Source organism: Nostoc sp. LEGE 06077 (genome assembly GCF_015207705.1).
Taxonomy (GTDB): domain Bacteria; phylum Cyanobacteriota; class Cyanobacteriia; order Cyanobacteriales; family Nostocaceae; genus Nostoc_B.
Window position 1 is genome coordinate 48,039 of sequence record NZ_JADEWI010000014.1, and the last position, 25,023, is coordinate 73,061.

The 25,023-nt window shown below is 40.0% G+C and carries 24 protein-coding genes and 1 pseudogene; 15 read left to right on the forward strand and 10 right to left on the reverse strand.

All coding sequences use genetic code 11. The features are described from left to right. Positions 1 to 65: 65 nt before the first annotated feature. The 3 genes and pseudogenes from IQ244_RS12120 to IQ244_RS12130 all read left to right on the forward strand — a co-directional run. Positions 66 to 1,736, forward strand: a complete 1,671-nt coding sequence (locus IQ244_RS12120) for a SpoIIE family protein phosphatase (RefSeq protein ID WP_193894181.1) — start codon at positions 66 to 68, stop codon at positions 1,734 to 1,736. Between the two features lie 3 nt (positions 1,737 to 1,739). Next, the gene (locus IQ244_RS12125) at positions 1,740 to 2,165 is read left to right on the forward strand and encodes an ATP-binding protein (RefSeq protein WP_193894184.1); all 426 of its coding nucleotides are present in this window, start codon (positions 1,740 to 1,742) and stop codon (positions 2,163 to 2,165) included. A gap of 299 nt (positions 2,166 to 2,464) precedes the next feature. Continuing rightward, positions 2,465 to 2,821, forward strand: a pseudogene (locus IQ244_RS12130) (hypothetical protein); the annotation flags it as partial. A gap of 214 nt (positions 2,822 to 3,035) precedes the next feature. On the opposite strand, the gene IQ244_RS12135 reads toward IQ244_RS12130, so the two are convergent. Then, positions 3,036 to 3,449: a ketosteroid isomerase family protein gene (locus IQ244_RS12135; protein ID WP_193894188.1), complete on the reverse strand. Its 414-nt coding sequence runs from the start codon at positions 3,447 to 3,449 to the stop codon at positions 3,036 to 3,038. Positions 3,450 to 3,901: 452 nt separating this feature from the next. On the opposite strand from IQ244_RS12135, the gene queG reads away from it, so the two are divergent. Further along, positions 3,902 to 4,876: a tRNA epoxyqueuosine(34) reductase QueG gene (gene queG, locus IQ244_RS12140; protein ID WP_193894190.1), complete on the forward strand. Its 975-nt coding sequence runs from the start codon at positions 3,902 to 3,904 to the stop codon at positions 4,874 to 4,876. Beyond that, positions 4,851 to 5,486, forward strand: a complete 636-nt coding sequence (locus tag IQ244_RS12145) for an HAD-IA family hydrolase (protein ID WP_193894193.1) — start codon at positions 4,851 to 4,853, stop codon at positions 5,484 to 5,486. Before queG ends, IQ244_RS12145 begins: the two co-directional genes overlap by 26 nt. 68 nt (positions 5,487 to 5,554) lie before the next feature. Here the strand turns inward: IQ244_RS12145 and IQ244_RS12150 are convergent, their stop codons facing one another. Further along, on the reverse strand, positions 5,555 to 5,929 hold the full coding sequence (locus IQ244_RS12150) for a hypothetical protein (protein WP_193894196.1): 375 nt from the start codon (positions 5,927 to 5,929) through the stop codon (positions 5,555 to 5,557). Between the two features lie 215 nt (positions 5,930 to 6,144). Here IQ244_RS12150 and IQ244_RS12155 point away from each other — a divergent pair, with 215 nt between their 5' ends. Further along, positions 6,145 to 6,675: an orange carotenoid protein N-terminal domain-containing protein gene (locus IQ244_RS12155; RefSeq protein WP_193894199.1), complete on the forward strand. Its 531-nt coding sequence runs from the start codon at positions 6,145 to 6,147 to the stop codon at positions 6,673 to 6,675. A 70-nt stretch (positions 6,676 to 6,745) separates the two neighbouring features. Here the strand turns inward: IQ244_RS12155 and IQ244_RS12160 are convergent, their stop codons facing one another. Continuing rightward, positions 6,746 to 7,507, reverse strand: coding sequence for an ABC transporter ATP-binding protein (locus tag IQ244_RS12160; protein ID WP_228058875.1), 762 nt, complete (start codon positions 7,505 to 7,507; stop codon positions 6,746 to 6,748). A gap of 202 nt (positions 7,508 to 7,709) precedes the next feature. Here IQ244_RS12160 and IQ244_RS12165 point away from each other — a divergent pair, with 202 nt between their 5' ends. Then, positions 7,710 to 7,889, forward strand: a complete 180-nt coding sequence (locus tag IQ244_RS12165) for a hypothetical protein (protein WP_193894202.1) — start codon at positions 7,710 to 7,712, stop codon at positions 7,887 to 7,889. Positions 7,890 to 7,907: 18 nt separating this feature from the next. Here the strand turns inward: IQ244_RS12165 and IQ244_RS12170 are convergent, their stop codons facing one another. The 3 genes from IQ244_RS12170 to IQ244_RS12180 are packed head-to-tail and all read right to left on the reverse strand — an operon-like array spanning position 7,908 to position 12,571. Beyond that, the gene (locus tag IQ244_RS12170) at positions 7,908 to 9,296 is read right to left on the reverse strand and encodes a hypothetical protein (protein ID WP_193894206.1); all 1,389 of its coding nucleotides are present in this window, start codon (positions 9,294 to 9,296) and stop codon (positions 7,908 to 7,910) included. Next, positions 9,293 to 9,673: a hypothetical protein gene (locus IQ244_RS12175; protein ID WP_193894209.1), complete on the reverse strand. Its 381-nt coding sequence runs from the start codon at positions 9,671 to 9,673 to the stop codon at positions 9,293 to 9,295. Before IQ244_RS12175 ends, IQ244_RS12170 begins: the two co-directional genes overlap by 4 nt. Before the next feature lie 3 nt (positions 9,674 to 9,676). Beyond that, positions 9,677 to 12,571, reverse strand: coding sequence for a CHAT domain-containing protein (locus IQ244_RS12180; protein WP_193894212.1), 2,895 nt, complete (start codon positions 12,569 to 12,571; stop codon positions 9,677 to 9,679). Positions 12,572 to 12,635: 64 nt separating this feature from the next. Here IQ244_RS12180 and IQ244_RS12185 point away from each other — a divergent pair, with 64 nt between their 5' ends. Continuing rightward, on the forward strand, positions 12,636 to 12,971 hold the full coding sequence (locus IQ244_RS12185; RefSeq protein ID WP_228058876.1) for a hypothetical protein: 336 nt from the start codon (positions 12,636 to 12,638) through the stop codon (positions 12,969 to 12,971). 247 nt (positions 12,972 to 13,218) lie between these two features. On the opposite strand, the gene IQ244_RS12190 is transcribed toward IQ244_RS12185, so the two are convergent. Together IQ244_RS12190 and IQ244_RS12195 are read right to left on the reverse strand one after the other, a co-directional pair. Next, positions 13,219 to 14,436 (reverse strand): ABC transporter permease, encoded by a 1,218-nt coding sequence (locus IQ244_RS12190; protein WP_193894215.1) that lies wholly within the window; start codon positions 14,434 to 14,436, stop codon positions 13,219 to 13,221. Then, on the reverse strand, positions 14,433 to 15,902 hold the full coding sequence (locus tag IQ244_RS12195; RefSeq protein ID WP_193894217.1) for an efflux RND transporter periplasmic adaptor subunit: 1,470 nt from the start codon (positions 15,900 to 15,902) through the stop codon (positions 14,433 to 14,435). The genes IQ244_RS12190 and IQ244_RS12195 overlap by 4 nt, the downstream gene beginning before the upstream one ends. A 1,110-nt stretch (positions 15,903 to 17,012) precedes the next feature. Between IQ244_RS12195 and IQ244_RS12200 the strand changes: the two genes are divergently transcribed. The 4 genes from IQ244_RS12200 to bioB all read left to right on the forward strand — a co-directional run bounded on the left by IQ244_RS12200 (position 17,013) and on the right by bioB (position 21,342). Further along, positions 17,013 to 17,756, forward strand: coding sequence for a tetratricopeptide repeat protein (locus IQ244_RS12200; RefSeq protein ID WP_193894220.1), 744 nt, complete (start codon positions 17,013 to 17,015; stop codon positions 17,754 to 17,756). Positions 17,757 to 17,968: 212 nt separating this feature from the next. After that, positions 17,969 to 18,844 carry an SDR family oxidoreductase gene (locus tag IQ244_RS12205; RefSeq protein WP_193894223.1) on the forward strand — a complete coding sequence of 292 codons (876 nt, stop codon included), beginning with the start codon at positions 17,969 to 17,971 and terminating at the stop codon, positions 18,842 to 18,844. 448 nt (positions 18,845 to 19,292) lie between these two features. Next, complete coding sequence (locus IQ244_RS33370; protein ID WP_193894226.1) at positions 19,293 to 20,015, forward strand: WGxxGxxG-CTERM domain-containing protein; 723 nt, start codon at positions 19,293 to 19,295, stop codon at positions 20,013 to 20,015. 316 nt (positions 20,016 to 20,331) lie between these two features. Continuing rightward, the gene (bioB, locus tag IQ244_RS12215; protein WP_193894229.1) at positions 20,332 to 21,342 is read left to right on the forward strand and encodes a biotin synthase BioB; all 1,011 of its coding nucleotides are present in this window, start codon (positions 20,332 to 20,334) and stop codon (positions 21,340 to 21,342) included. A gap of 73 nt (positions 21,343 to 21,415) precedes the next feature. Here bioB and petL read toward each other — a convergent pair whose 3' ends face one another. Then, a complete protein-coding gene (gene petL / locus IQ244_RS12220) occupies positions 21,416 to 21,511 on the reverse strand; it encodes a cytochrome b6-f complex subunit PetL (protein ID WP_015111110.1) in 96 nt (31 codons plus the stop codon). Between the two features lie 159 nt (positions 21,512 to 21,670). Here petL and aroB point away from each other — a divergent pair, with 159 nt between their 5' ends. Beyond that, complete coding sequence (aroB, locus tag IQ244_RS12225; RefSeq protein ID WP_193894233.1) at positions 21,671 to 22,765, forward strand: 3-dehydroquinate synthase; 1,095 nt, start codon at positions 21,671 to 21,673, stop codon at positions 22,763 to 22,765. A gap of 93 nt (positions 22,766 to 22,858) precedes the next feature. On the opposite strand, the gene IQ244_RS12230 is transcribed toward aroB, so the two are convergent. Next, the gene (locus tag IQ244_RS12230) at positions 22,859 to 23,518 is read right to left on the reverse strand and encodes a hypothetical protein (RefSeq protein ID WP_193894236.1); all 660 of its coding nucleotides are present in this window, start codon (positions 23,516 to 23,518) and stop codon (positions 22,859 to 22,861) included. 200 nt (positions 23,519 to 23,718) lie between these two features. On the opposite strand from IQ244_RS12230, the gene IQ244_RS12235 reads away from it, so the two are divergent. Continuing rightward, positions 23,719 to 24,291 (forward strand): Uma2 family endonuclease, encoded by a 573-nt coding sequence (locus IQ244_RS12235; protein ID WP_193894239.1) that lies wholly within the window; start codon positions 23,719 to 23,721, stop codon positions 24,289 to 24,291. Positions 24,292 to 24,495: 204 nt separating this feature from the next. Further along, positions 24,496 to 24,963 carry a hypothetical protein gene (locus IQ244_RS12240; protein ID WP_193894242.1) on the forward strand — a complete coding sequence of 156 codons (468 nt, stop codon included), beginning with the start codon at positions 24,496 to 24,498 and terminating at the stop codon, positions 24,961 to 24,963. Positions 24,964 to 25,023 lie beyond the last annotated feature (60 nt).

A 25,023-nucleotide genomic window follows, 5' to 3' on the forward strand; every position in this document is an offset into this window, starting at 1 on the left:
TTGTCATCGGGTGGGATAAAAATTGTATTATCTCGCCACACAAGTATCGGAAATTAAAGTCAAATATGACTGAGACAGAGGTAGAAAAACTCAAGCTCATGATTGTCGATGATGAGCTAGATAATTTGGATTTACTCTACCGCACTTTTAGGCGAGATTTTCAAGTATTTAAAGCCAATCATGCCCTAAGTGCGCTGGACATATTGGAAAAAGAAGGTGAGATGGCCGTGATCATCTCCGATCAACGAATGCCAGAAATGAATGGCACAGAATTTCTCAGTCGCACGGTAGAACGGTTTCCCGATACGATTAGGATTCTCCTGACTGGTTTTACAGATGTTGAAGATTTGGTGGATGCAATTAACTCCGGTCAAGTATTCAAATACATCACAAAACCTTGGAATCCTGAACGGCTAAAGTTACTAGTTGAACAAGCTACTGAGACATATCGCTTAGTCAAACAACGTACTCAAGAGTTGCGTCGTTCTCTGCGACGAGAATCTTTATTTAATGAGGTGACGACGGCAATTCGAGAGTCTCTCGATTATGGCAATATGTTACAAAAAATTGTAGCCACTATTGGGCAAACATTTGATGCAACTTGTTGTCTGCTGATTCCGGTAGAAGGCGATCGCTTGACTAATGATAAATTCTCTTATCAAGATGCAAATTCTTCTATATTAAACTTTGCTTTTGAGCATAGTCTGTTTGAGAAAGTTGTCGAAACTCGTCATTACCAACTGAATCAAGAAACCTTTGAAGGCAACCCTTGTAATTATCTGGTAGTACCTCTTACCTATCAACAGCAACTATTGGCGGTACTTGCTCTTTATCAGGTGGGACGGGATGCACTTTGGCCAGATGAAGACATTAAATTAATTACAGGTGTAGCTGACCAAGCAGCTTTAGCCCTTTTTCAAGCAAAACTCTACCAACGCCTGCAAGAAAAGCAAGAGCAAATTAGAGCAGAGTTGGAGGTAGCACGCCAAATTCAAAATAATCTCCTCCGGCAAAGTTTACCTGAGATCAAAGACGCAAAGTTACAAGCCTGCTGCTATCCAGCGCGAGAAGTGGGAGGCGATTTTTTTGAAGTCTTTGTCCATCCTAAAGGGGATTTATGGTTGGCTGTGGGCGATGTTTCTGGAAAAGGTGTACCAGCGGCTTTATTCATGGCCAGCGCCATTTCTGTATTGCGCCGCGAATTATCTCAAGAAACACCAGCCGAACCCCATACAATTGTCCAGAATCTCAATCATGCTCTGTGTAATGACTTAATTAGCAACAATTGTTTTATTACTCTTGTGTTAGCTTGTTATACCCCTACTACAGGCGAATTAGTCTACGCTAATGCTGGGCATATTTATCCTTTGCTGTGGTCACACCAAGCTACCTCCAGTCAACAACCCAATTATCTCAAAGTACGCGGTATTCCTCTGGGTATTTTACCTACTTGGCAAGCACCATCAGGACGGGCGCTCCTCTCTTCGGGAGATACTTTATTATTAGCTAGTGATGGGATTACTGAAGCAACCGTATCAAATGAATTACTAAAATGCGAAAACATAGATGATAATTCTTTGACGGGTACTCACTCTATGCTAAATCAAGAAGGCCTTTGGCAACTCCTCCAAACAGAGCCACAACCACTTTCTCTAAACCATTTACTAGCTCGCATCCAAGCAAATAACCAAGTTCAAGAAGACGATCAAACTATACTTTCACTAGAGGTTTTATAAGTAATGAAAAGTGAGCTTCATGTACCAAGTGATTTGAATTATTTAAATATTGTCGAAGGCTGGTTGCTGGGATGCTTGAAAGTCAAGCTAGGAGAATCTGTTGATTGGTCTCGGCAATCTAGTCGTTTACGACTGGCTTTGGTAGAAGCCTACTCTAATGTGGTACGTCATGCCCACAAAGAGCAGCCGAATTTACCAGTATTACTGCGCTTGGAACTCAAAGACCGAGATATTTCTCTAGAAATCTGGGACTATGGTGAAGGCTACGATATGTCTACCTATTTAGCACCCAACCCAGTAGACAAACAAGAAGGGGGTTATGGATGGCTAATTATGAATCGTTTAATGGATAAGGTAGAGTACCAATTACAAGTGAATGGTGCTAATTGTTTAAAGTTAGAAGCTACTATTCCTGAACTGGTGAAATAACCCGAAGTTACTCTAGAAATTCGGTTTGATAAAGGGTAACGGGGAACGGCAAAGAAGGCAAATGTAGTGCATTTATTCAACGGTCTTTGGTGTTTATCTGGGACTTGGGATTGTAGACGGCTAATTCAGAGCAACTAGTGATATTACGAAAAGTTAAGTAAAATACTAACTTTTAATAAAATTATTTGATTTATAGGGGCTAGTTATCAAATCCGGTAAAGGAAGAGTTACCAAAACAACCATTAGTAACAATTAGTCTTGATTACCCCTAAATTACAAACAAAGTCATGATTCCGCCGATGGAAGCTTTATTTTGTTTGTCTCCGCGTTACGGTCTTGATGATGAGTTGCCTTGGCTAGAGGGGATTGACCCTAGTCGCCATTACTGGATTGCAGTAAACGGAGACAAGAATTTAACTATAGCTATTTCGGGGTTAGCGGTTGATTCAATCAGTGAATTGAAGCAGGTTATCCGCCCATTTCGCTCTTTACAACCAGGAGAAGAAATGACTTTGGCAAGAATGGCTAACTCTTGTAAAATTCACTGTGTTAGCCTCAATTGCTATGCAATAGAAACTGCAATCCATCAAGCTCCTGTCTCGCATTTGTTTGATCAAGAAACTTTAGATAGCCTACTTATGACAGCACACCCTGAGTGAGTATGCGCTCCAGCAGATGTTGAGTTGGGTAGAAGATTATTAATGCGCTCTTTGCCGTGAGCAGTAGCTAACAAGAGTTAGGTGAATTCTAGCCATAAATTTATCATTACAGTTGGTTGAGCAAAGTCAATACCAACTGCATAATTGGGAGCAGAGCAAACTCGTTAACATCGATATTTTTGAGCAGATATTTAGATTGATTTGCGGTTAGTTACTTTTCTGTCCGCAAGGCTAATAACTCTTGGGGAGAAGCCAAGAGTTTGATTTTGGTGTATGTAATTTTTCGATGTTGGTTCAAGATAAATAGCCACATAACATTTACACCACACCAAGATGTTTGGGCTTTGCCTGTGACCTGAACTTGAATTTGGTTATTTTCTAAATGCTCAATTATTCCTTGCTGGGGATAGGCTGTCAGGCCTTGGGCTTCTTGTTGTAAATAATTTGCGATCGCATCTGTACCCACAATACCAGATTCAAAAGGCGCATACATCACACCATCTTCGGCAAACAGTGATGCTGTTTGTTGAAATTGACCTGCATTTAAAGTTGCAAAATAATCTAAGATGCAAGGTTCGGAAATTCCTGCAATCTTAATTTCACCTATAGATTCAGCAGTTTTCATAAAATTACCATTATTAAGCTTACTGAAAATTAATTTGAATATAAAAGTCAATATAAAAAAAGTAGCTGTTGAGGGAAATTATTAATTTAGACTATTTCTTAAGAAGGAATTTGTTCCCAGATTTTTGTCTGGGAACAAATTTTGACAATTCATTGAGGTTGGGAGGATATCGTAATACTGATTTAGTCAGGTAAAGGGTTAACACCCATGTCAGTGGCTACTTTACGAAAAATGATGGCACTACAGTTGATTAGTTAAGTATGCTGATGATTCAGTGAGAGGTTTGCATTACTTTTTATTGCTTTGCCTCTTACTCTTCAATGTTGCATTATTTGTTTACAAAGCGCAAATAAAATTTACAAATATGTTGATAAGTAAATTTTTTATGGCAGACTTTACTTTTTAATGTATAATTAAAATTCCCAAATGTGGGCAGAATTTAGCTCAAAAAAATGAATCAAAGTTCTGGAACCAGTAGCAGGGTAGTAAAAGAAAAAGCTTTAGAGTTAGGCTTTCACAAAGTGGGAATTGCTGCTGTAGAAGAGGTAGATAATACCGAAGTTCAGAGAATGCAAGCATGGATAGCGCTGGGTTATCACGCTGATATGGAATGGATGAATAACCCCAAGCGGCAAGATATTCGTTTAGTGATGCCAGAGGCGCGATCGCTTGTGTGTGTGGCTCTGAATTATTACACCCCACATCAGCGTCCAGAAGGGGAAGAATACGCCAAAATCTCCCGCTATGGTTGGGGGAGAGATTACCACAAGGTAATGCACAAAAAACTCAAGCAGCTGACTATCTGGTTAGAATCACTGGGTGAAGGCGTGAAAGCTAAGTACTACGCAGACACTGGCCCCGTACAAGATAAAGTCTGGGCGCAAAAAGCGGGAATTGGTTGGATTGCCAAAAATGGGAATGTGATTACTAGAGAGTATGGCTCTTGGGTATTTTTAGGCGAAGTTGTGACAAATTTAGAATTAGAATGCGATCGCCCCCATACACAACATTGCGGTAGCTGTACTCGTTGTTTAACAGCTTGTCCAACTGGAGCTATTACCCAACCGTTTGTAGTGGATGCTAATCGCTGCATTGCTTATCATACAATTGAAAATCGCGGCGAAAAATTACCAGAGGCGATCGCACCACACTTGCAAGGGTGGGTTGCAGGCTGCGATATTTGCCAAGATGTCTGTCCTTGGAATCAGCGATTTGCTCACACAACTGACGTGGCAGATTTTCAACCTTATCCTGGGAATATTGCGCCCAAGCTGATAGAATTAGCGAAAATCTCAGATGAGGAGTGGGACAGACAATTTCCGGCATCAGCGTTGCGGCGGATTAAGCCAGAAATGTTAAGACGGAATGCCCGTGCTAATCTTGACGCATCCCAGCAAAATAATGACTCAGAAAGTAATTGTTTTTGATTTTGATGGCACAATTGCAGATACAGTAGATGCTCTTATCGTTATTGCCAATCGTTTAGCTACAGAGTTTGGCTATAAACAAATCACTCCTGAACAACTCGCTTACTTAAGGAATTTAACTTCTAGAGAAATTATTAAATACTCAGGTGTTTCTCTGTTAAAAATTCCTTTTCTACTCAAGAAAGTCAAATCAGAACTAAAAAATAAAATTCACGAATTTCAACCAATTCCTGGAATTCAAGAAGCACTCACAGAACTGAAAAATCAAGGTTATAAGTTAGGAATTATCACATCTAACTCTAAGGAAAATGTTACAGCTTTCCTAGAAAATCACGATTTAGATAACCTCTTTGATTTTATTTATTCAGGAGTAACTATTTTTGGGAAAACAACCATCATAAATAACGTATTAAAGCAAAAACAACTTTCAACTCAAGCAGTTATTTATGTTGGTGATGAAACCAGAGATATAGAAGCTTCCAGGAAGGCTAATATTAAAGTAGTTGCCGTGACTTGGGGATTTAATTCCCCAGAAGTATTATCAAAGCAAAATCCTGACTTTTTAATTAACCATCCCAGCGAACTACTAGATGTTGTGCAAAATTGTTGAGCATCAGCTAATAGTTCAAATAAAAGGAAGCATGAAGTATGAATTGTCATAATTCATACTTCAATTGACTATTTTTTGGGTTGACCCTTTTCTATAGCTTGTTTGACTAAATCATCACTAACATTTGAAACACCTTCGTTCTGAGAACCACCAACTTCTTTTGCTAACTCTAAATAATCACTCGGATTACCTGTAGATTGTGCTTCAGATGTTTTATCTTCTGCTTCTGGAACTTCAAATTTAGGTGCGGTTGCTGTTTCAGCAGCAGATGCGCCTTCGGGAGTGCGGTCTATTTCACTGACGCTAAATTGCTGGGCGGCTGCGTAATCTGCATCAAAATCTACTTTTTGTACTTTTTCTTCACCACTAGCCATGTTTTCTGCGGCTAATTGTGCATCATGGGTAGTAGCTTCATTAGGATTGGGTTTTATTGTATCAGCCATAATTTAACACTTGTGTAATTTTATTAAATGCTAGGGCGATTGTAGCAAAACAAATTGTTAAATTACTGCCACCTAGGGAGAGATCATGACCTCTATTAAAAGATAGATATAAGTTTTAATTACAAATTAAAATAAGTCTTTCTCTAGGAGGGAGATAATATTTATCGAAAATTGTTAACTCTTAGTTTGCTATGTTAATTTCCCGGTGATAAATTATGACTGCAAGTTACGAAAAAAACGCTCCTCAAGCCTTAAGTAATCAAACCCAAAATGTTGTTCAAGCCTTTAATAAGTTAGATACTGATGCTAAATTAGCATGGTTTTATCTTGTTTATGAAAACATGGGTGATTCTATTACTCCTGCGGCTCCGGCTGCTGCGGAACCTGAATTAGCACCACTTTTATTAAATGATTATTTGCAACTTTCTGAAGAAGAACAACTAAATGCGATGCGGGATATAGTTAACCGCAAAGACACAGAATATTCTCGCGCCTATGGTGCAATAAAAGAAAATAACCAATTGTTAGTTTGGTATGTTTGGGCTGTAGCTATGGGTAAATCTGTAGTTGATTTTCCTGACGATTATGAACCCAGTAAGGGAATTAATGATTTGATTTCTCAAATTGAAGGCTTAGATTTTGAAGCGCAAATGTCAGTTTTTAGAACGATCGCCGGTGAAATGGGCTACAGTGATGTCCAACCGATAGAAACACAAGCCGAAACTGGTAAAACTTCCAGCCTTTAATCATTAAAGAGGTTAGGGACTAGTGATAAAAAGCTAGTAGGGTGCGTTGTTGGAGAACGCACCACTCATTTTATGATGTAGCTACTTGAGTTAAATCTGCTGGTGTGAGGTTAGAGTGAATAACTTCACCATCACGGAACCAAACGATGCGCTGCGTTTGACGGGCTACTTCTGGTTCGTGAGTTACCATGACTACGGTGATACCACTGGCGTTTAATTCGGTGAAAATGTCTAATACTTCTTGGGTGGTGCGCGAGTCAAGTGCGCCTGTGGGTTCATCAGCTAGGAGGACGACAGGACGGTTGACAATTGCACGAGCGATCGCTACTCTTTGTTGTTGACCGCCTGAGAGTTGATTTGGCTTGTTGTTGAGGCGTTTTTCTAAACCAACTCGTATTAAAGCTTCGATGGCGCGATCGCGTCTTTCTGTCGGGTTAACATTAGCATAAGCCATTGGTAACATCACATTTTCTAAGGCTGTGAGTTGAGCTAAGAGGTGAAATTGTTGGAAGACAAACCCCAGCTTTTTGTTGCGGATATGTGCTAAGGCTTGATCATTCATTTGGGCAACATCAAGGTTATCTAAATAATAATGTCCATCTGTGGGACGATCTAAACAGCCGATAATATTCATGGCTGTAGATTTACCTGAACCTGAAGGCCCCATAATTGAACAATATTCGCCTTCGTTGATAGTCAAGTTGACATTATTCAGTGCTTTGACTTCGGTTTCGCCACTACCGTAGACTTTAAAGATATCTTCTAAACGAATGATTGCCGATTTTGCTCCAGGATTAGGAACTAGAGAATCGGTCATTGAAATAGTTGTCATAAATATTTAGTTATTATTTTTTACCTGCTATTTCTAGGATAGTCTTTGCGTTTAGGAGTTGTTTGGGAAGTCGATAATTATACTAAAAACCCCTCTCAAAACCTCTCCCCGAAACGGCTACGGTGTACACACAAATGTTCGTTGAGTGCATCTGTCCCGCCTCGGAATGAATTCCGAGTCTCATAGCGCAAGTCATCTGAAGATGGCTGAACTAAAAATGTCTTCCAGTCCGCGCTTTGTGGACTTTGGCTATGAGCCTGGAACTTTAGTTCTAGGCGGGATGTGGTTGAACATGAAAATTTTTGACTTGTGTGTACACCTTAGCCCTGAAACGGAGAGAGGCTTTGAAACCCATTATCTCAAGGGGATAAACAGAATGTAAGGAATTAGTAAGGCATCTTTATTTTCGTTTAGTTATCCACCAACCCAAGGCCATACAAAATAAGGTAGTAAAAAAACTTAAAAGCAAAGATGCGTAAAAGGGATTTGGTGGGTTATTGGGAGAAATGAAGGGTATAGGTCGATTTATTTTATCGATGTGTTGGGTAATGATACCAGATACAATTGCACCACTACCGAAGCCAATACCTAAAATTTGAATTTTGTTTTCTAGAGAGCGATCGCGTTCTGCTTGTTGTGTTTCTACTATACCTCGGATAGTATCAACAAATTGCCCAAATAATTCTTGTCCAGGGGTTAGATAGTTAATATCTGTTTCGATTTGTTTTTGCCATTTCTGACATTCTTTGTTTAAAAAATCTTGCCAAGATTGGGGGCTATTTCCCCCACCAATAGTTTGAATTTTATTTAAGCAAATTTCGTAATTAGTAATATTAGTAGTAACTGCTGTGTAGTGCGTTTGTAAATCTTGTAAGCATCTGATGTAGTCAAAGCTTTTTTGGGGTATTTCTGCCATTAAGCTTTTTAAATCAGATAATTGTGTTTGAGTTGCAGATACTAGACTGTTAAAATCTTGGATTTTATTTTCTAAATCGCTGTAAACTTCTCTCGCTTCTTGATAACGTTGACGAGCTAGTTGATAAATATAACGTATTTTATGATAGCTCCAAAATAACCTTAATAGCCAGTCATAAGCTTGTCCTGCAAGGTTTACTGTTGATGACTGATTATTATTGATGACTATTAAAATCTGACATTCTTTAGCAGGGTTATCTGGTGTATTAGGGTCAAGTGCTTGATATTCAAATAACAGACTATCTAAGAGTTCTCCTTTATTTATCAGCACAGGATCTAAGCTTGTTCCTGCTACTAAAGCTGTGGCAAATTCTTGCGCTAGTTTATCACAATCTTGATTTGGATCTACTTCTCCGTAAATCCATAATGTTTGTCCTAATGATGCTTCAATATTAGATGGGAGTAAACTAATTGGTTGGAAATCTTGCAGTTTTGCTATGTCTATAGAGGTGTTTTGTGATTCTGGAACTAAAGTTAAATCAATTGCATAGGTATCGTTAAGTAAAAATGGCTGAAGATTAGCATTAATCTTAAAGCCTCCTCGTGTGGCGAGACTCCCTAAATCTAATTCTTTGCCAGAAACACTTAACCATTCGGTTTTTCTGTTTGCTTCTTTCTGAGGTTTGTATACATTATTTTCATAGCAAACTAAATTTAAGCGCAAATCTTTCAACCCAATAAAGAAAAGGGAATTCTCTCCCACTTTTACCAGGTTTTCCCATAAGAGATGAGCATTTGTCACAACTTCGCCGGGAAGTTGAGTTAGGGTATGACGCAGATGAAAAGCGTAGAGACTGAGGCTGAAATTCTTCACGGTGTTGGTTGAGATTTTTGCTTGTCAGATAAAGGAGAGTTTTCTTTAATAGCGTTATCTAATAACTCCTTTGATGATGGACTAGGTTGATTGGCAGGAGTTTGTGATTTACTGTTACCTATACCTATGTTTACCCCTAAATCAATTGCAGATGTAGCACTAATTGATTTGAGATTTTGCTTATAAATTTCTAGTAGCTGACTGCGCGATTCTGGTTGTAACCAATTTTCTAATCTTTCTGAAATTTCTTCATCATCATCTTTTGGTAATGTGTTAAACATTTGGTGTAATTCTTCCCAGTCTGGCAAAGAAATTACCTTGGAATGTGAGTAAAGTATTTGAATAAAAGCTTGGATACTATTGTAATAAACTGACATTTGTTAATCTCCTTTACCTATGGTAGAAAAAGCAGCCCAATAAAAAGGCGATGCAAAAGGTTGGATTGAGGTACTTTGATAGTTATCAGTAAAATATTGATTTAGTTGTGTCTGCCAAACTAGACTGAGTGCAGAGTTACCCAGCCAATCTTGAAAGCCTTGGACTGTAGTATCTCTTAACCAGCGTTGGGCTGTATTTAAAGCTAATATAATACTACTCTGCTGATGTAATTCTTCGTAAAATTTAATCATTAATAAAGCTGTAGCTGTAGCATCAACAGTCCAAAGGCTGCTGACTACATTGGTGCTACCAGCTAATAAGAAACCACTGGGTAAACCAATATATTCATCACTGGTGTTTGTGGAATCTATCACACCAGTTTCGCAAACAGAAAGATTGACTAGGCGACAATTATCTAGTTTGAAATGAGTAATGATATCTGTCAAAGTCAAGTTGTCATCAGCTAACTGTAAACCAGAATCTAGGGGAGAATTAAGGTTAAAGTACCCGTGACAGAAGAAAAACACACAGTTAGCTTTGATTAATTCTTTATTTAGGGTGGTATGGGGAGGATTTTCATTAATATGGAGAAGTTTTGATTTTTGAGCTTTGGCTTGCTTTAACACATAAGCATTAGCAAATTGTTTTTTAATGGCTGTAACTGCACCTAAATCTTTTTCATATAAGTCTTCTGTTGGAGTTTGGATAGCAACTAGAGATTCAAAATTAGGGCGTTGGCGTAGTTGTAGTTGTTTCAAGATTTGACAACTAGGCGCATAACCCACACCCTTGGGAAATAAATCAAATAAGTATGACTCACCTACAGGTAAAGCATGAAGGGGAAATAGATGTAAGAAGCGATGGGGAATAAGAATTAATTTGTAGTGTTGGGGAATTTTGGCTATATCTAGTATTTCTTCAATATGCAGAATATCAGCTAACTTTTGTAAGCGTTGTGCTAACTGATTTCGCCATTGATTTTTATGGTTGTCTTCTGGGTTATAGTAGCTAAGTAAATATTCTTTTGTCCAATCCAAAAGCGCATCTAAATCTTGTTCCTCAGATTGCCAGATTGTTAATTTGTCGTGGGTGATGATGAAGGCGCGAAAACAATCACTGAAGATGTACCACTGGATGATTGCAGTTTGGTTGTCTAACAAATTTTGAATTTCTGCAAATTTGATGCTGTTATTAACTAAAGGTAGATTTTCTGTAGTTGCGGAATCGGCTTTGGTTAACAGTTCGACTAAGTTACGGGTTTTGCTGCGTTCGATATATTCTATGGCTTCGGTGTCTTTGTTTAATGCTAGGCAAACTTCTATCATGCGGTGATAAAGTTGATTCCATTCTTCTGCTTGTTTGCGCTTGGCTTCTTCACCAGACTTTATTTCACCCCGGATAGATTCGACTGTGGCTATTGCTTGGGTAAACGTATTGTAAGCTGAGTCAAATTGTTGTTCTTCTTGGTATAAGATGCCGAGATTTAACAACGTTTCGGCATGGTTTTGGGGAAAAGCAGTGCGGGTTCTGACTTCGAGTGCAGCGGTAAAAGATGTGATCGCTTGTTCGATATTCTCGGCTTTCTCTCCCAATATTCTGTCAGAGTAAGCATTCCCCAAATTATTTTGTGTCATTGCCCAATCTTGGGGAAAGGCGCTGCGGGTGTATACTTCCAGTGCAGCGGTAAAAGATGCGATCGCTTGTTCAATATTCTCGGCTTTTTCTCCCAATATTCTGTTACGGTAAGCATTCCCCAAATTATTTTGCGTTGTTGCCCAATCTTGGGGAAAGGCGCTGCGGGTGTATACTTCCAGTGCAGCGGTATAAGATGTGATCGCTTTTTCGAGATTCTCGGCTTTCTCTCCTAATATTCTGTCAGAGTAAGCAGTCGCTAAATTATTTTGCGTCATTGCCCATTGTTGGGGAAAGGCGGTGCGGGTATATACTTCGAGTGCGGCGGTAAAAGATGCGATCGCTTTTTCGAGATTCTCGGCTTTCTCTCCTAATATTCTGTCAGAGTAAGCATTCCCCAAATTATTTTGCGTTGTTGCCCATTGTTGGGGAAAGGCGCTGCGGGTTCTGACTTCGAGTGCAGCGGTAAAAGATGCGATCGCTTGTTCGATATTCTCGGCTTTCTCTCCCAATATTCTGTCAGAGTAAGCATTCCCCAAATTATTTTGTGTCATTGCCCAATCTTGGGGAAAGGCGCTGCGGGTGTATACTTCCAGTGCAGCGGTAAAAGATGCGATCGCTTTTTCGAGATTCTCGGCTTTCTCTCCCAATATTCTGTCAGAGTAAGCAGTCGCTAAATTATTTTGCAAAGTTGCCCATAATTCAGGAAAGGCGCTGCGGGTGTAAACAGTTTGGATGATTTCGTAACCAGTTATGGCAATTTCTATATTGTTGGCTTTGCTACCCAAGGGAAACTGGTTAATCAAATTACTAAATTCACCAATCACTGCGGCGATGAATGTTGCTTTATCTGGTTCCGCTTCCGCTAGGGTATGGGTTGCCCAACGCCGCAATAATTCTGCAAAAATCGGGTTGAGTTTATCGGTGTTAGCCTCCAGCAACGGGTAAATTACTTGAGGATCGCCGTTGCTTTCTCCTGTTGCTTGCAATACTTCTAAGATAAATTGCCCGTAAGTCTCTATATCTGCTTCAGTGATGGCGGGTGTTTCTGGGGTGGTGAGATAGGTGGCTAAGTTCCTCAACCAGTTAGCGGTGTTTTCTTGTCCCTGCTGGGCAGAATGTTCGGCTGCTGCTGCTACTACCTGCACAAAATCAGCGTCTAGTAATTCTGTATTCGCTGCTAATATCTCTGGTTCTTCTCCGCTAGGGCAACTTAGCAGGCTTTCAATTAGCTGATAATAAGCTTGTAGGCGTTGTTCATCCATAATCAGTTATCAGTTAACAGTTATCAGTTAACAGGAAGTAGGGTTGATAACTGAGGACTGGTAGTTGTTTACAACAGTATTATCCTCAATTTTTGAAGAATTAGGGGATAGATTTACTTCACGAGGAGGCGCGGAGGCGCGGAGAGTAATATTTATAGGTTTTGCGATCGCATTTGTTATTTTTGCGATCGCATTTGTTATTTTTGCGATCGCATTTGCTATTTTTGCGATCGCAATTGTTATTTCAGCGAACGCATTTGTTATTTCGGTGAACGAATTTGTTATTTCGGTGAACGCATTTGTTATTTCGGTGAACGCATTTGTTATTTCGGCGATCGCATTTGTTATTTCGGTGAACGCATTTGTTATTTCGGCGATCGCATTTGCTGATTATACTTAACGCGATGTGCAACTTATTCTTGAAACCCCTCTCCAAACCTCTCCCCGAAACGGAGAGAGGCTTTGAATATTGCTCCCCTTCCCTACAAGGGAAGGGGTTGGGGGTTAGGTTTGAGAGAAAGTAGCACATGGCGATGGCGTTACTTATTCTCAAATAACAAATCAATATTAAACATGAGTAAAAACACAGACAATATTATAATTCTTTGACTACGGATGCGATCGCGCGTGTGTAAAGAATATTTATACTAAGCACTTCGTAGGGCGACAATTGGGTCAAGTTTAGCAGCACGGCGGGCGGGAACGACACCGAAGAATAAACCGATCGCACCAGAAATCCCCACGGCGGTAGCAATAGTTATAGGAGAAATGCTTGCTTCTAGTGGTGTTAAAGTTGCGACTATCATAATTCCGCTGACACCAACAGCAGTCCCAACTAAACCACCAATGGCGGAAACAATTACCGCTTCAATCATGAACTGTAACAATATATCTTGTTCGGTTGCGCCGATCGCTTTTCTGAGTCCGATTTCTTGGGTGCGTTCGGTGACGGAAACCAACATGATATTCATGATACCGATACCGCCAACAAATAAGGAGATACCCGCGATCGCCGCCAGCATAATTGTTAATGCACCTGTGATTTGGCCGACAGTTTGCAAAGCATCTTTTTGGGTACGGATGGTAAAGTCATCTTCGCCGATGATTTTGTGGCGTTGGCGCAGTAAATTAGTGATTTGAAAAACTGCTGCATCTACGCTATCGGCGTTTTTTGCCGAAGCAACTATATAAGTTAACTCTAATCCATAAGGTGAAGTCCGCCCAACAATGCGGTTGGCCATTGTAATTACCGGAATCAAGGCCGCATCATCATAATCAACACCTAAGTTGGAACCTTTACTAACTAACACCCCAATGACACGAAAGCTGGTATTGTTGATGCGTAACTGCTGCCCTACAGGGTTACTATTACTAAACAGTCGTTCAGCTAATTTTGCACCCAGTACGACAACTTGGTTACTGCGTTTCATGTCTATGTCGGAAAAAAACCGCCCTTTGTCAGTGGTAAAGTCTCTTACTGTCAAAAAGCTGGGTGTTGTACCGATAATGTTGACATCGGTGTTTTTGTTAGCGTAAGTCACTACCTGACGGCTATTTAACTCTGCCGTCACCTCTGCTACAGTTGGTACTTGAGTAGCGATCGCCTTGGCATCTTCCAATACTAAAGTTTTCGGCACATCTCTGGAAACACGTTCAGTTTCTTGATTACCAGGAATGACAAACAATACATTCGGCCCTAGAGATTCTAACTGATTAGAAACGAATTTCTGTCCCCCTTCACCAATGCCAATCATGGCAATTACCGAGGCGTTACCAATCACGATACCCAACATCGTCAGGGCGCTACGCAACTTATTAGATAGCAGAGTTTTACCTGCCATTTGTACGCTTTCTAAGAAGTTCATTGGTTTTGTGCTTCCTGCGCCTTCTTAATTTTATAGTCCTTGGGTAAATCAACAAACACGCGATCGCCTGGTTGCACGCCAGACAAAACTTGAGTTTGGTCTTGAATTTGCGCCCCTGTTGTCACTTCCCGAAACTGGGGCTGATTTTTGGCATCGGGAACCAGGACACCGGTTTTACCTTTTTCGGTGACAATGGCCACAGTTGGTAATACTAAGGTATTGGTGACGCGATCGCCTAAAAAAGTCAAGTCAACATTTAAGCCAGAACGCAGTTTATCTGTACCCGTCTCTAACGCCACCCGCACTTGAAATGATGTTACACCTTGTTCTACTACTGCTTCTGGGGCAATCAAGCGGACACGACCTTTAAATATTTGATCAGGATAAGCATCAGCGACAATTTCCACTTCCTGTCCTGGTTTAACTCTACCAATATCGGCTTCGGGAATTTGGGCTAATACTTCTAAACCTTTAGCAACAGCCACAATGGAACTAGAAGTTGCCGAAGCACTGCTAGAAGCCGAGGTAGTTGGTGTAACAAATGCGCCGATGTTGGCATATTTCTGGGTGACAATTCCCGCAAAGGGGGCGCGAATCACCGTTTCTTCTATTTTGACGTTTGCGGCGACTAACTGGGCTTGTGCGGCTTTGACTGCGGCTTGGCGTTGGGCAATTTCTTCTTTACGTGTACCATCTTGTAATAAAACTAAAGCGGCTTGGGCTTCGGTGACAGCAGCTTCCTTCAAATCAATTTCTTCGCTGCGGGAGCCACTTTGCATCAATGATAAACGGCGACGCGCTTCTTCTAGGTTAGCTTTAGCCGATTTATCTTCACTGACTGCTTGGTCTAATAATTGCTTTTTCTCGGCACCTTGTTGGTAAAGATATTGATAACGTTTAACTTGTTCAGCGGTGTAGTTTACCCTTGCTTGGGCTGCATCTACTTGAGCTTGCGCTTGAGCAATTTCTTGGGGACGATTACCTGCACGGGCTTGGGCTAACTGGGCTTGGGCTTGGGACAATCGGGCTTTTGCTTGGGTAATTTCTTGGGGACGAGTCCCCGCTAAGGCTTGATCTAATTGGGCTTGGGACTGGGCTAAGTTGGCGCGGTATTGCAGAATTTGCGCTTGCAAATCGCCTACATCCATTCTGGCGATAACTTGATTTTGTTCTACGCGATCGCCTTGTTCCACATATAATTCTGCCAGTACCCCAGGATTCTTTGGACTAATATTCACACTCTGCACAGGGACAACTTTACCACTGGCAGTAATTTTCAAAGTCACATTTTTCGCTTCTACAGGCACAGTTAGTTGTGTAATATCCTGTTCGCTGGCTGTTTGCTTAACTATGTTGGCGGTAGTAGCAACACCAACCACAACCGCACCCGTGGCTATCAACCCCATCAGCCAGCGGAGTGGGTGATAAACTTTGCCAATAACGGGAACTTCTATGTAGGTGTTCATAAATCACGGTCTAACGAGTACTTTTGGGCTTTTGAGTTGTCTATACAGGCTATATAGAAGGTGATAGGTAACAGAGTTAAAAGTCTTTTATTGTCTCAGTTCTATCGCTTACCGATGTCCTAACTACCTTGCCTATAGCTATAAGACTAGAAATTAGGGGAATTTTTTATTTATGAAAAATTCTGGCAAATATAAATTAACTTTCCTTAATATTAGTCTTTAGTAATTTTACTCGCCTTCACCTAAATGGATGAACTGAGATATTTAGTCAATAGTACTTGCTGATTCTGCCTCTGCCCACTTCCTTGCTTAAACTAGTTAATACAGCGTTATGACAAAGCGGATTGAGTTTTGGCGATCGCCTAACTTACAGTAAATTGATTTGTAAGCATATTTATCGTTAGGGAATTAAGAAAATATTGGTCAAATAATTTGAGATTTTAGATTAACTGCACCCACAAGAAGACGCAGTTTGGGGATTTTAGATTTGCTCAAGTAGGGGAACCCTCCCAATGCACTGGCTCAAATTTTCGCACAATCCAAAATTTAAAATCTCAAATTGGCACGGTCAAATTTTTCAACGATGGACTTGGAAAAAGATTAATCATTTATTCGTATTTAGCTAAATTCTCTTTTGACGAAGAATTTAAAATATACACTGCAAAGTTATTAATTTTATTACACTTGCGATGATAAAACACTTGCTCATTAATGCTTAAAAACGCTAAATACAGGAGTTTGCAATTAAGTAAATTAGAAAATACCAGACTCTAACTTAGAGAAATAGCGTCTCTACGTCTTGACTTCGGGCTTAGATAACCGTCCTATTTGATATCTGAATAAAAGAGGCAAGGTGAACAAGGAAGACAAAGGGGAAATATGTTTGTAAATTATTTAGGATTGCTATAACTCAATTAATTACGTCAAATATGAGCTAAAAGTCTTACCCAGCAAAGGATAAATATGTCAGGAATACTGTCAGGTTACTGAACAGCAAAATTTAGCAATTGCACAGATAAGCAGATTAATTAAAAAACGACAGTCTTTTATGATACTATTAATAAATATCAAAATGATTTAACATCAAATTTAGAGTTCTGTAGGTACAGCATGGTCTTTTGGCGCTGCTTGGCTGCCTCTGGCTTGATTATTTGCTTCACATCTGGGTGCAATAGCAAAGCACAATCATCAATAAAAAATACCCAGCAAGTGGTACAAGAAATTAATATTTCTCAGTTGCTGACAGAAGCAAAGACGAGTCAAAAGGCAGAAGATTTATTTAATCAGGGCAATAAACTATTAGATGCACAACACTACCAAGATGCTATAACAGCTTATGATAAAGCGATCGCCTTCAAACCAGACAGTGCTGATGCTTGGATAAACCGAGGCATCGCTTTGACAAAACTGCAAAAACACACAGAAGCATTAGCATCTTATGATCAAGCGCTTACGATTAAAGCGGATAAAGATGAAGCGTGGTACAACCGAGGTAATTCTTTAGCATCCTTGCAAAGTTATGCAGCTGCAATTACAGCTTATGATAAAGCGATCTCCATTAAACCAGATAAACAAGAAGCCTGGATTAACCGCGGGATAGCGTTGACAAAACTGCAACGTTATCAGGAGGCATTAGCATCTTACGATAAAGCGATCGCTATCAAGCCAGACAAGCCAGAAGCTTACTACAATCGAGCTTGTACTTATGCCTTGCAAAACAAAGTAGACTTAGCAATTACGAACTTAAAAACAGCTATACGCCTAGTTCCAGAAAAATACCAGCAGTTAGCAAAAACCGATCCAGACTTTAAAAAAGTACGTGGTGATCAAAGATTTCAACAATTAATTCAATAGCTGCTTCCAACAGCCAAAAACTTTAGTATTTGCCGAATAGACTCGGAAAAAAATTCATCATCAAATAAAGACTATAAATAGTTTCTCAGACTGTTTTCTGTTCCCAGCAATACAAGTAATAATATGCACTCTGTTACAAGTTACAGGGTATGATTTGGATTAACTAAATCTAATATCTGCATTGATTTACTCGCTGCGATCAAAATAATATTATGAAAAAACTATTGATTACCGGAGCCAGTGGTTTTTTAGGATGGCATCTTTGCCAACTAGCAAAACCAGACTGGGAAGTTTATAGTACTTATAACTCACATTTTATCGAAATTCCGGGAATCAAAATACTTAAAGTCAATTTAACAGACTTTCAAGAATTACAACAACTATTTAACGATATTCATCCAGACGCAGTTATTCATACAGCCGCACACTCCCAACCAAATTTTTGTCAAATTTATCCTCAAGAATCACACCTCATTAATGTCACTGCATCTTGCAATATAGCTGGACTATGTGCAGATTTTTCGATTCCTTGCGTGTTTACATCAACAGATCAAGTCTTTAATGGCTTAACGCCTCCCTATCATGAAAATGCACCAGTATGTCCTATCAATATATATGGTGAGCAAAAAGTCATGGCTGAAATGGGTATGTTAGAGCGATATCCCATGACCGCAGTCTGTCGGATACCCTTACTCTTTGGCTGCGCGACACCCACAGCACAGAACTTTATTCAACCTTTTATTCAAACTTTAAAAGAAGAAAAAGAATTAAATTTATTTATTGATGAATACCGCACACCAGCGAGCGGGACAACTGCCGCGAAAGGATTATTGTTAGCTGTAGAAAAAGTGAATGGCATTATTCACCTAGGCGGGAAAGAACGGATTTCACGCTATGACTTTGGACAGTTATTGGTAGAAGTATTCAAACTACCATCCACAGGCATAAAAAGCTGTCGTCAAAAAGATGTAAAAATGTCAGCACCCAGACCAGCAGATGTTTCTTTAGATAGTTCTCAAGCTTTTAGGTTAGGATATCAGCCTTTATCTCTCAAAGAAGAATTACAAATAATAGCTAAGTATGAATAGCTTTTATTGTATGCATTTTAATGAATTAGTAAAGTTGAGCAAGAGATCGAAATTTTAAATCCTCCATTTTGCTGTTATTTCCCTAGCTTCAACTTATATCTCAAGAAAGAGGTGAGGCTCTTCATACTCTGCAACAATTTAATTGTTGAAAAGCATTGTGTACTTGAAGGTAAACAACAAAATGCTACATCAATTATTCAGGCTTTCAAAAAATAATAAAACAAGGACTTGTGAAAGATTTTTTGAAAGATAAGGCTGAATAAAGTAATAAATTAAATAGATATTTTTGCAATTCTTAATTCCTTGTGCTGAAAGTAGCTTATCTCTAATGGGTATTAGCTTAATATTTCTATACTTAGCATCAGGATAGAGACAGAAGATAATCACTACCAAGCATTTTTCCAAATCAAACAACCAGAGCATTTAGTACATACAAGGAAATCAAAACATGAAATCTCTTAATGTATCCAAGTCTGTTTTAGTGAGTTTATTTGCCATCAGTTGTGCGGTTGCACTATCTACGCCTATTTATGCTCAATCTGGAGGAACTGGTACAGGTAGTGGAGGAACTAGCGGATCTGGAACTAGCACAGGTACTACTGGCAGTTACGGGACAGGCGCTGGAACCACTGGAACTGGTACGGGTACAGGGACTTACGGTACAGGCTCTGGTACAGGAACTGGCACAGGTACCACTGGCAATTATGGGACTGGCACAGGAACTACTGGAACTGGTACAGGAACTGACGGTACAGGCTCTGGTACAGGAACTGGCACAGGTACCACTGGCAATTATGGGACAGGTACTGGAACCACTGGAACTGGCACAGGTACAGGCAATGGGACTAATGGTACAGGTACTTATGGTACAGGCTCCGGCACTACTGGCACAAGCACTGGAACCACAGATAATTATGGTACAGGCTCTGGTACTACTGGAACTACCGGAAGTGGAACTGGCACGACTGGAACTGGAACAGACACCGGAACGACAAACACGACAGGCACTACATCTTACCAAGGAACTAGCGATGTAAGAGGCGATCGCAATTCCAATTGGGGTTGGTTAGGTTTACTGGGTTTAGCTGGTTTAGCCGGACTAGCTCGTAAGCGCCAAGAACCCACAACTTACCGCGATCCGAATGAAGTACGTACTGGGTCTAGATATTAATTTGCCTGATCGCTACGCTAACTCACATCGCTAAATTTTCCCAACAGAATAGAACTCCCCAACTCTTGGCAAAAAGTTGGGGAGTTCTATTTTTAGTAGATTTCCAGTCTTAAATTTAGGTATAGAGCCTATTCTTATTTTGAATTCTGAATCCTCTCTGCTATATATTGATTTCTTAATCTGCCATCCCCGCAAAATCAAAATATTGATAAGCTGATGTCTAATGTCTACAGCCCTAGGATTGAAAGCAGTACTTCAACAGATCCAGCAACAAGACAGATATTAATCAATCCAGTCAACAAGAAGGATTTATTGAATGTCGGTGGGAATACGCTACGATTGGCAGGAAGCAGAGATTCAGAAGATTTATGATATGCCGTTGCTAGAGCTTATTTATCAAGCTGCTAGTGTACATCGCCAATATCATGACCCTAAAAAAATACAAGTCTGTAAACTCATCTCCATTAAAACCGGAGGTTGTCCTGAAGATTGTGGCTATTGCGCTCAATCTTCTCGTTACAAAACAGAAGTGAAACCACAAGCACTTCTGGATAAAGATACCGTGGTGAATATTGCCCAAATAGCTAAACAAAAAGGTGTCAGTCGTGTCTGTATGGGTGCGGCTTGGCGGGAAGTGAAAGATAATTCTCAGTTTGAAGCAGTGCTGGGAATGGTCAAAGAAGTTACCAATATGGGTTTAGAAGTCTGCTGTACCCTGGGAATGTTGACAGCCGACCAAGCCAAGCGATTAGAAACAGCCGGGTTGTATGCTTATAACCACAATTTGGATACCTCAGAGGACTATTACAGCACAATTATTACAACTAGAACTTATAGCGATCGCCTAAATACAATTGAGAATGTTCGCCAAACTAATGTGACTGTTTGCTCTGGCGGTATTCTAGGCTTAGGTGAAACTGCTAAAGACCGAGTATCGATGTTATCTACCCTAGCTAACCTCAATCCTCACCCAGAGTCAGTTCCAATTAATATTCTGTCTCAAGTTGAAGGTACACCGCTGGAAAATCAACCAGATGTCCCTATTTGGGATATTGTACGAATGATTGCCACTGCACGTATTGTCATGCCCACTTCTGATGTGCGGCTGAGTGCTGGCCGCGCCAGACTTTCTCAAGTTGAACAAGCTTTTTGCTTTATGGCTGGAGCAAATTCTATCTTTTCTAGTGACGATAACAAAATGCTCACTGTCACCACTCCTTGTCCAGATTATGATGCTGACCAGGAAATGTTGAACTTGCTGGGTTTAGAAATGCGTCCACCCGTGCAAAGAGCAAATCAGGTGGCTAGTCCTGCGGCGGTGGGATAAATAAGGGTGTAAGGGTGTAAGGGTGTAAAATTCTGCCTCACTTACGCCCCTATACCTCATACCCTTAATTAATTTAGAGAATCTTAGCAGCACGTAACCCGAACAGCAGACCAGCCGCTATTGCGGTGAATAAAGCTAAAAAACCGACGTAAGCAACTATTGCAAACATTTTGATGCTTCTCCACAATACTTCACTAAATCTATTGAACCATTAGTCACGGGTCAATGGTCAATGGTCAAAATGCTAAAGAATGCAATTTCCGACTTCATATTTCAGACCCAGATTGCGTTAAAATACAAGCCCACGGGCGCTTTTTAGGGTTGGGCAATGACTTCTACCATTAACGTTAATTTACCGCAGCAGTCTTACGAGATTGCGATCGCACCTGCCAGTTTAGATCAGCTTGGTCAAAGTCTGGCTAATCTCCAGCTAGGGCAGAAAGTAGTGTTAGTTTCTAATCCATCTATTTTCAAGCATTATGGCGAAAGAGCGATCGCCTCACTCACATCAGCAGGGTTTAACGTAGCGAGTTATTGCTTACCAGCCGGGGAACGCTACAAAACCCTCAATTCCATCCAAAAACTCTATGATGTTGCCTTAGAAAACCGCCTGGAACGTTCCTCGACAATGGTAGCGTTGGGGGGAGGCGTAATTGGTGATATGACAGGTTTTGCCGCTGCAACTTGGCTGCGGGGAATTAACGTTGTCCAAGTACCTACCACCCTTTTAGCAATGGTAGATTCTGCTATCGGCGGCAAAACAGGCGTAAATCATCCCAATGGCAAAAACTTGATTGGCGCATTTCATCAGCCGCGTTTAGTCTTAATTGACCCAGAAGTATTAAAAACTCTACCTATGCGCGAGTTTCGTGCAGGTATGGCAGAAGTTATCAAGTATGGTGTGATTTGGGATGGGGAATTGTTTACCCACTTGGAAGCCAGCAAACATCTCAACCAACTCCGTTACATGAAGCCGGAACTGTTGAATGAAATCTTAATTCGTTCTTGCCAAGCCAAAGCTGATGTTGTCGGCAAAGATGAGAAAGAAGGTGGACTACGGGCAATTCTCAATTATGGACATACTATTGGTCATGCGATCGAAAGTTTAACAGGTTATCGAGTAGTGAATCATGGCGAAGCTGTTGCGATCGGTATGGTAGCGGCTGGACAAATTGCTGTCAATTTAGGTATGTGGCAACAAGCAGAAACTTACCGACAAAACGCTATCATTCAAAAAGCAGGTTTACCCACAAAATTACCTGCGGGTGTAGATATTGCCGCAATTATTGACGCACTGCAACTAGATAAAAAAGTCAAAGCAGGTAAAGTGCGGTTTGTGTTACCAACCCAAATTGGTGTAGTCACAGTTACCGACCAAGTACCAGCAGATGTCATCCAGCAAGTACTACAAGGAATGCAATAGATTAGCTAACTTCCCGCTTCATCCGCCGCTAGTAGCCTCTCGTACTTAACAAATAACTCATCAATGGTAGGTGTGCAAGCGGATTGTTAGAAATTATCTTTGATATGCAACTAGCAGAATGTTGATGGACGGAATATATAACTGAGACAAATCACCGTTAATGCTACCTCCTATTTGCGACTTTAAAAACACATGAGCATCCACATTACGACGAATATCTGATAATACTGTGATAGCATCTTTAAGAAAAATGCGCTCTGCACTACTAATCTTCGACTTCTCCTCTAGCTTCTCAAGACTATTTTTGTATTTTCCAAGGTTTCCAGTATTGATTTCATAAGGATGATTGATATTGAGTCGAGTCAATTCTTCTTGAAGCCATGCGTTATTTGATGCTGAGGTTCTCGTTGACTCAATGAATTGGTATACTTGCGCTGCTATAGGGGTTAATAATTTGTCAGAGCCTCTGACTCCCTTTTTTAAATGATCATTTTTACGGATAAGTGAAATTTTATTACTCAGGAAAACAGCTTTTATTAGCGCTTCAAATCCTGTTGAAAAATGCAACCACCATATCCAGTATCCATAAGGATCGTTTTCAAGAAGTAATCGTCTCTGTTGTTCTATATCTGATGCTTCTCTAATTACGTATGCTGATTCGTCAAACTCAAGAATTTTAAACCAAATTATCTGTTTAATCGCAAAGTCGTATAGCGCCTGGGGAAAGTCGCTGAAATCATGAGTAATGGTCATTTTGTTTATACTTCTTCTGATTGCTAACTATTTTCTGTATAACACCTCATGGAACAACACCCAAAAAAATTACTCGAACAAGTGCAGTATGTTATCTGAACTTAAGCATTATTCTTACCAATAACGATAAAATTAAGGTCTAAGCTGATCCCGAACTCAGGTTAATTACAATTAAAACTAGCTGTCAGCTAGTTTTTGCCATGATTCTCCAAGCCAAAAATCAATTAACTTTACAAGAGTTTTTACATCTTCCTTCTGGTGAGGGAGATACTACCTACGAACTTGTGGATGGTCAAGCTATTCCTAAAATGTCACCAAAGTTTTTTCACGCCAAGCTAACTTACGTCTTTTTAGAGTTAATAGAACAATGGAACAAAGAACAGGGCATTGTCTGTCCAGAATGGTCTGTGGTTTTACAACGTCGAGGACGTGACTGGGTACCAACACCAGACGTTTTATATATTTCTTATCAGCGTTTACCAGCTAACTGGAATGAAGATGAAGCTTGTCCAGTTCCCCCAGATTTGGTTATTGAGATTATTTCACCAGGGCAAACCTTTGGTCAGATGATGGCTAAAGCCAAAGATTATTTAGATGCAAAAGTACTTCGAGTGTGGGTAGTTGATAGCAAAGCCAGAAGTATTACTGTGTTTTTCCCAGATGCAGCACCACAAACATATATGGGAGATGAAATACTCAAGGATGCGCTGTTTTCTGGCTTAGAATTTACAGTTGAGCAAGTATTTATACAGGCAAAAATCCCTTTAAAGTAATTATTTTGCGGTTATGAATTATTAGTAAAGTTCCATATCCCTGAATTATCAAATAATTCGGGCATCTCATAAATATAACCTCAGTATAATTACGAATACCAATAAGAAGAAATGATTAATCACCTCATATTTGAGGTTATGGCTGTTACCCTAGTGTATATATGACGCGAAGTGAAAGAAAGCATAACACTCAGGGATTGCTCCATGAAAAGGTTCATTTACTTACCGATAATATCTTCTTTATTGATGAGTGTGGGATGCCAAGTAGCTCTTTCTCAAAGTTCCAACTATGATGTTAAACCGAGGTTAATTACTGCACAAACATTATCTGAGTTAAAGCCAGCTAATATTGTGAAAGTTGCTGAAGTCAGCCAACAAATTAATGAAGATACCGCTTTGAATTTAGTGTGGAAGTTACCACAGGTACAACGCAAAGCTAAGGAAATTGAACGGCTGTCTAAAGGCACTATTAAACTAGGTGCAATAGTTGATGGTTCTCCTACTCCCAATGAGCCTTACTATACAATTCGTATATTTGAAAATCAATCAGACTACGATTCAACAATTTATTGGTTTCGGGTGTTTAATAATAGCGGTCTGATTGAAGTTCTTGATTTGATTGAGAATAAATACATCAGTTTAGATGAATGGCGAGAGCAATTAAAGCGATAAATATAGCAATCCAATTAGGTGCTTCGATTTTCGTCGGCACATAGCCTTGCGCTAAGGCGC

Excerpts from the sequence above, each read along its gene's own strand:
- IQ244_RS12190 (WP_193894215.1), bottom strand. The coding sequence starts at position 14,436 with ATGAACTTCTTAGAAAGCGTACAAATGGCAGGTAAAACTCTGCTATCT.
- IQ244_RS12230 (WP_193894236.1), bottom strand. The coding sequence starts at position 23,518 with ATGACCATTACTCATGATTTCAGCGACTTTCCCCAGGCGCTATACGAC.
- IQ244_RS12205 (WP_193894223.1), top strand. The coding sequence starts at position 17,969 with ATGAAAAAACTATTGATTACCGGAGCCAGTGGTTTTTTAGGATGGCAT.
- IQ244_RS12195 (WP_193894217.1), bottom strand. The coding sequence starts at position 15,902 with ATGAACACCTACATAGAAGTTCCCGTTATTGGCAAAGTTTATCACCCA.
- IQ244_RS12160 (WP_228058875.1), bottom strand. The coding sequence starts at position 7,507 with ATGACAACTATTTCAATGACCGATTCTCTAGTTCCTAATCCTGGAGCA.
- IQ244_RS12155 (WP_193894199.1), top strand. The coding sequence starts at position 6,145 with ATGACTGCAAGTTACGAAAAAAACGCTCCTCAAGCCTTAAGTAATCAA.
- aroB (WP_193894233.1), top strand. The coding sequence starts at position 21,671 with ATGACTTCTACCATTAACGTTAATTTACCGCAGCAGTCTTACGAGATT.
- IQ244_RS12150 (WP_193894196.1), bottom strand. The coding sequence starts at position 5,929 with ATGGCTGATACAATAAAACCCAATCCTAATGAAGCTACTACCCATGAT.
- IQ244_RS12135 (WP_193894188.1), bottom strand. The coding sequence starts at position 3,449 with ATGAAAACTGCTGAATCTATAGGTGAAATTAAGATTGCAGGAATTTCC.
- IQ244_RS33370 (WP_193894226.1), top strand. The coding sequence starts at position 19,293 with ATGAAATCTCTTAATGTATCCAAGTCTGTTTTAGTGAGTTTATTTGCC.
- IQ244_RS12240 (WP_193894242.1), top strand. The coding sequence starts at position 24,496 with ATGAAAAGGTTCATTTACTTACCGATAATATCTTCTTTATTGATGAGT.
- IQ244_RS12180 (WP_193894212.1), bottom strand. The coding sequence starts at position 12,571 with ATGGATGAACAACGCCTACAAGCTTATTATCAGCTAATTGAAAGCCTG.
- petL (WP_015111110.1), bottom strand. The coding sequence starts at position 21,511 with ATGTTTGCAATAGTTGCTTACGTCGGTTTTTTAGCTTTATTCACCGCA.
- IQ244_RS12200 (WP_193894220.1), top strand. The coding sequence starts at position 17,013 with ATGGTCTTTTGGCGCTGCTTGGCTGCCTCTGGCTTGATTATTTGCTTC.
- bioB (WP_193894229.1), top strand. The coding sequence starts at position 20,332 with ATGTCGGTGGGAATACGCTACGATTGGCAGGAAGCAGAGATTCAGAAG.
- IQ244_RS12145 (WP_193894193.1), top strand. The coding sequence starts at position 4,851 with ATGACTCAGAAAGTAATTGTTTTTGATTTTGATGGCACAATTGCAGAT.
- queG (WP_193894190.1), top strand. The coding sequence starts at position 3,902 with ATGAATCAAAGTTCTGGAACCAGTAGCAGGGTAGTAAAAGAAAAAGCT.
- IQ244_RS12235 (WP_193894239.1), top strand. The coding sequence starts at position 23,719 with ATGATTCTCCAAGCCAAAAATCAATTAACTTTACAAGAGTTTTTACAT.
- IQ244_RS12165 (WP_193894202.1), top strand. The coding sequence starts at position 7,710 with ATGGCTGAACTAAAAATGTCTTCCAGTCCGCGCTTTGTGGACTTTGGC.
- IQ244_RS12120 (WP_193894181.1), top strand. The coding sequence starts at position 66 with ATGACTGAGACAGAGGTAGAAAAACTCAAGCTCATGATTGTCGATGAT.
- IQ244_RS12125 (WP_193894184.1), top strand. The coding sequence starts at position 1,740 with ATGAAAAGTGAGCTTCATGTACCAAGTGATTTGAATTATTTAAATATT.
- IQ244_RS12175 (WP_193894209.1), bottom strand. The coding sequence starts at position 9,673 with ATGTCAGTTTATTACAATAGTATCCAAGCTTTTATTCAAATACTTTAC.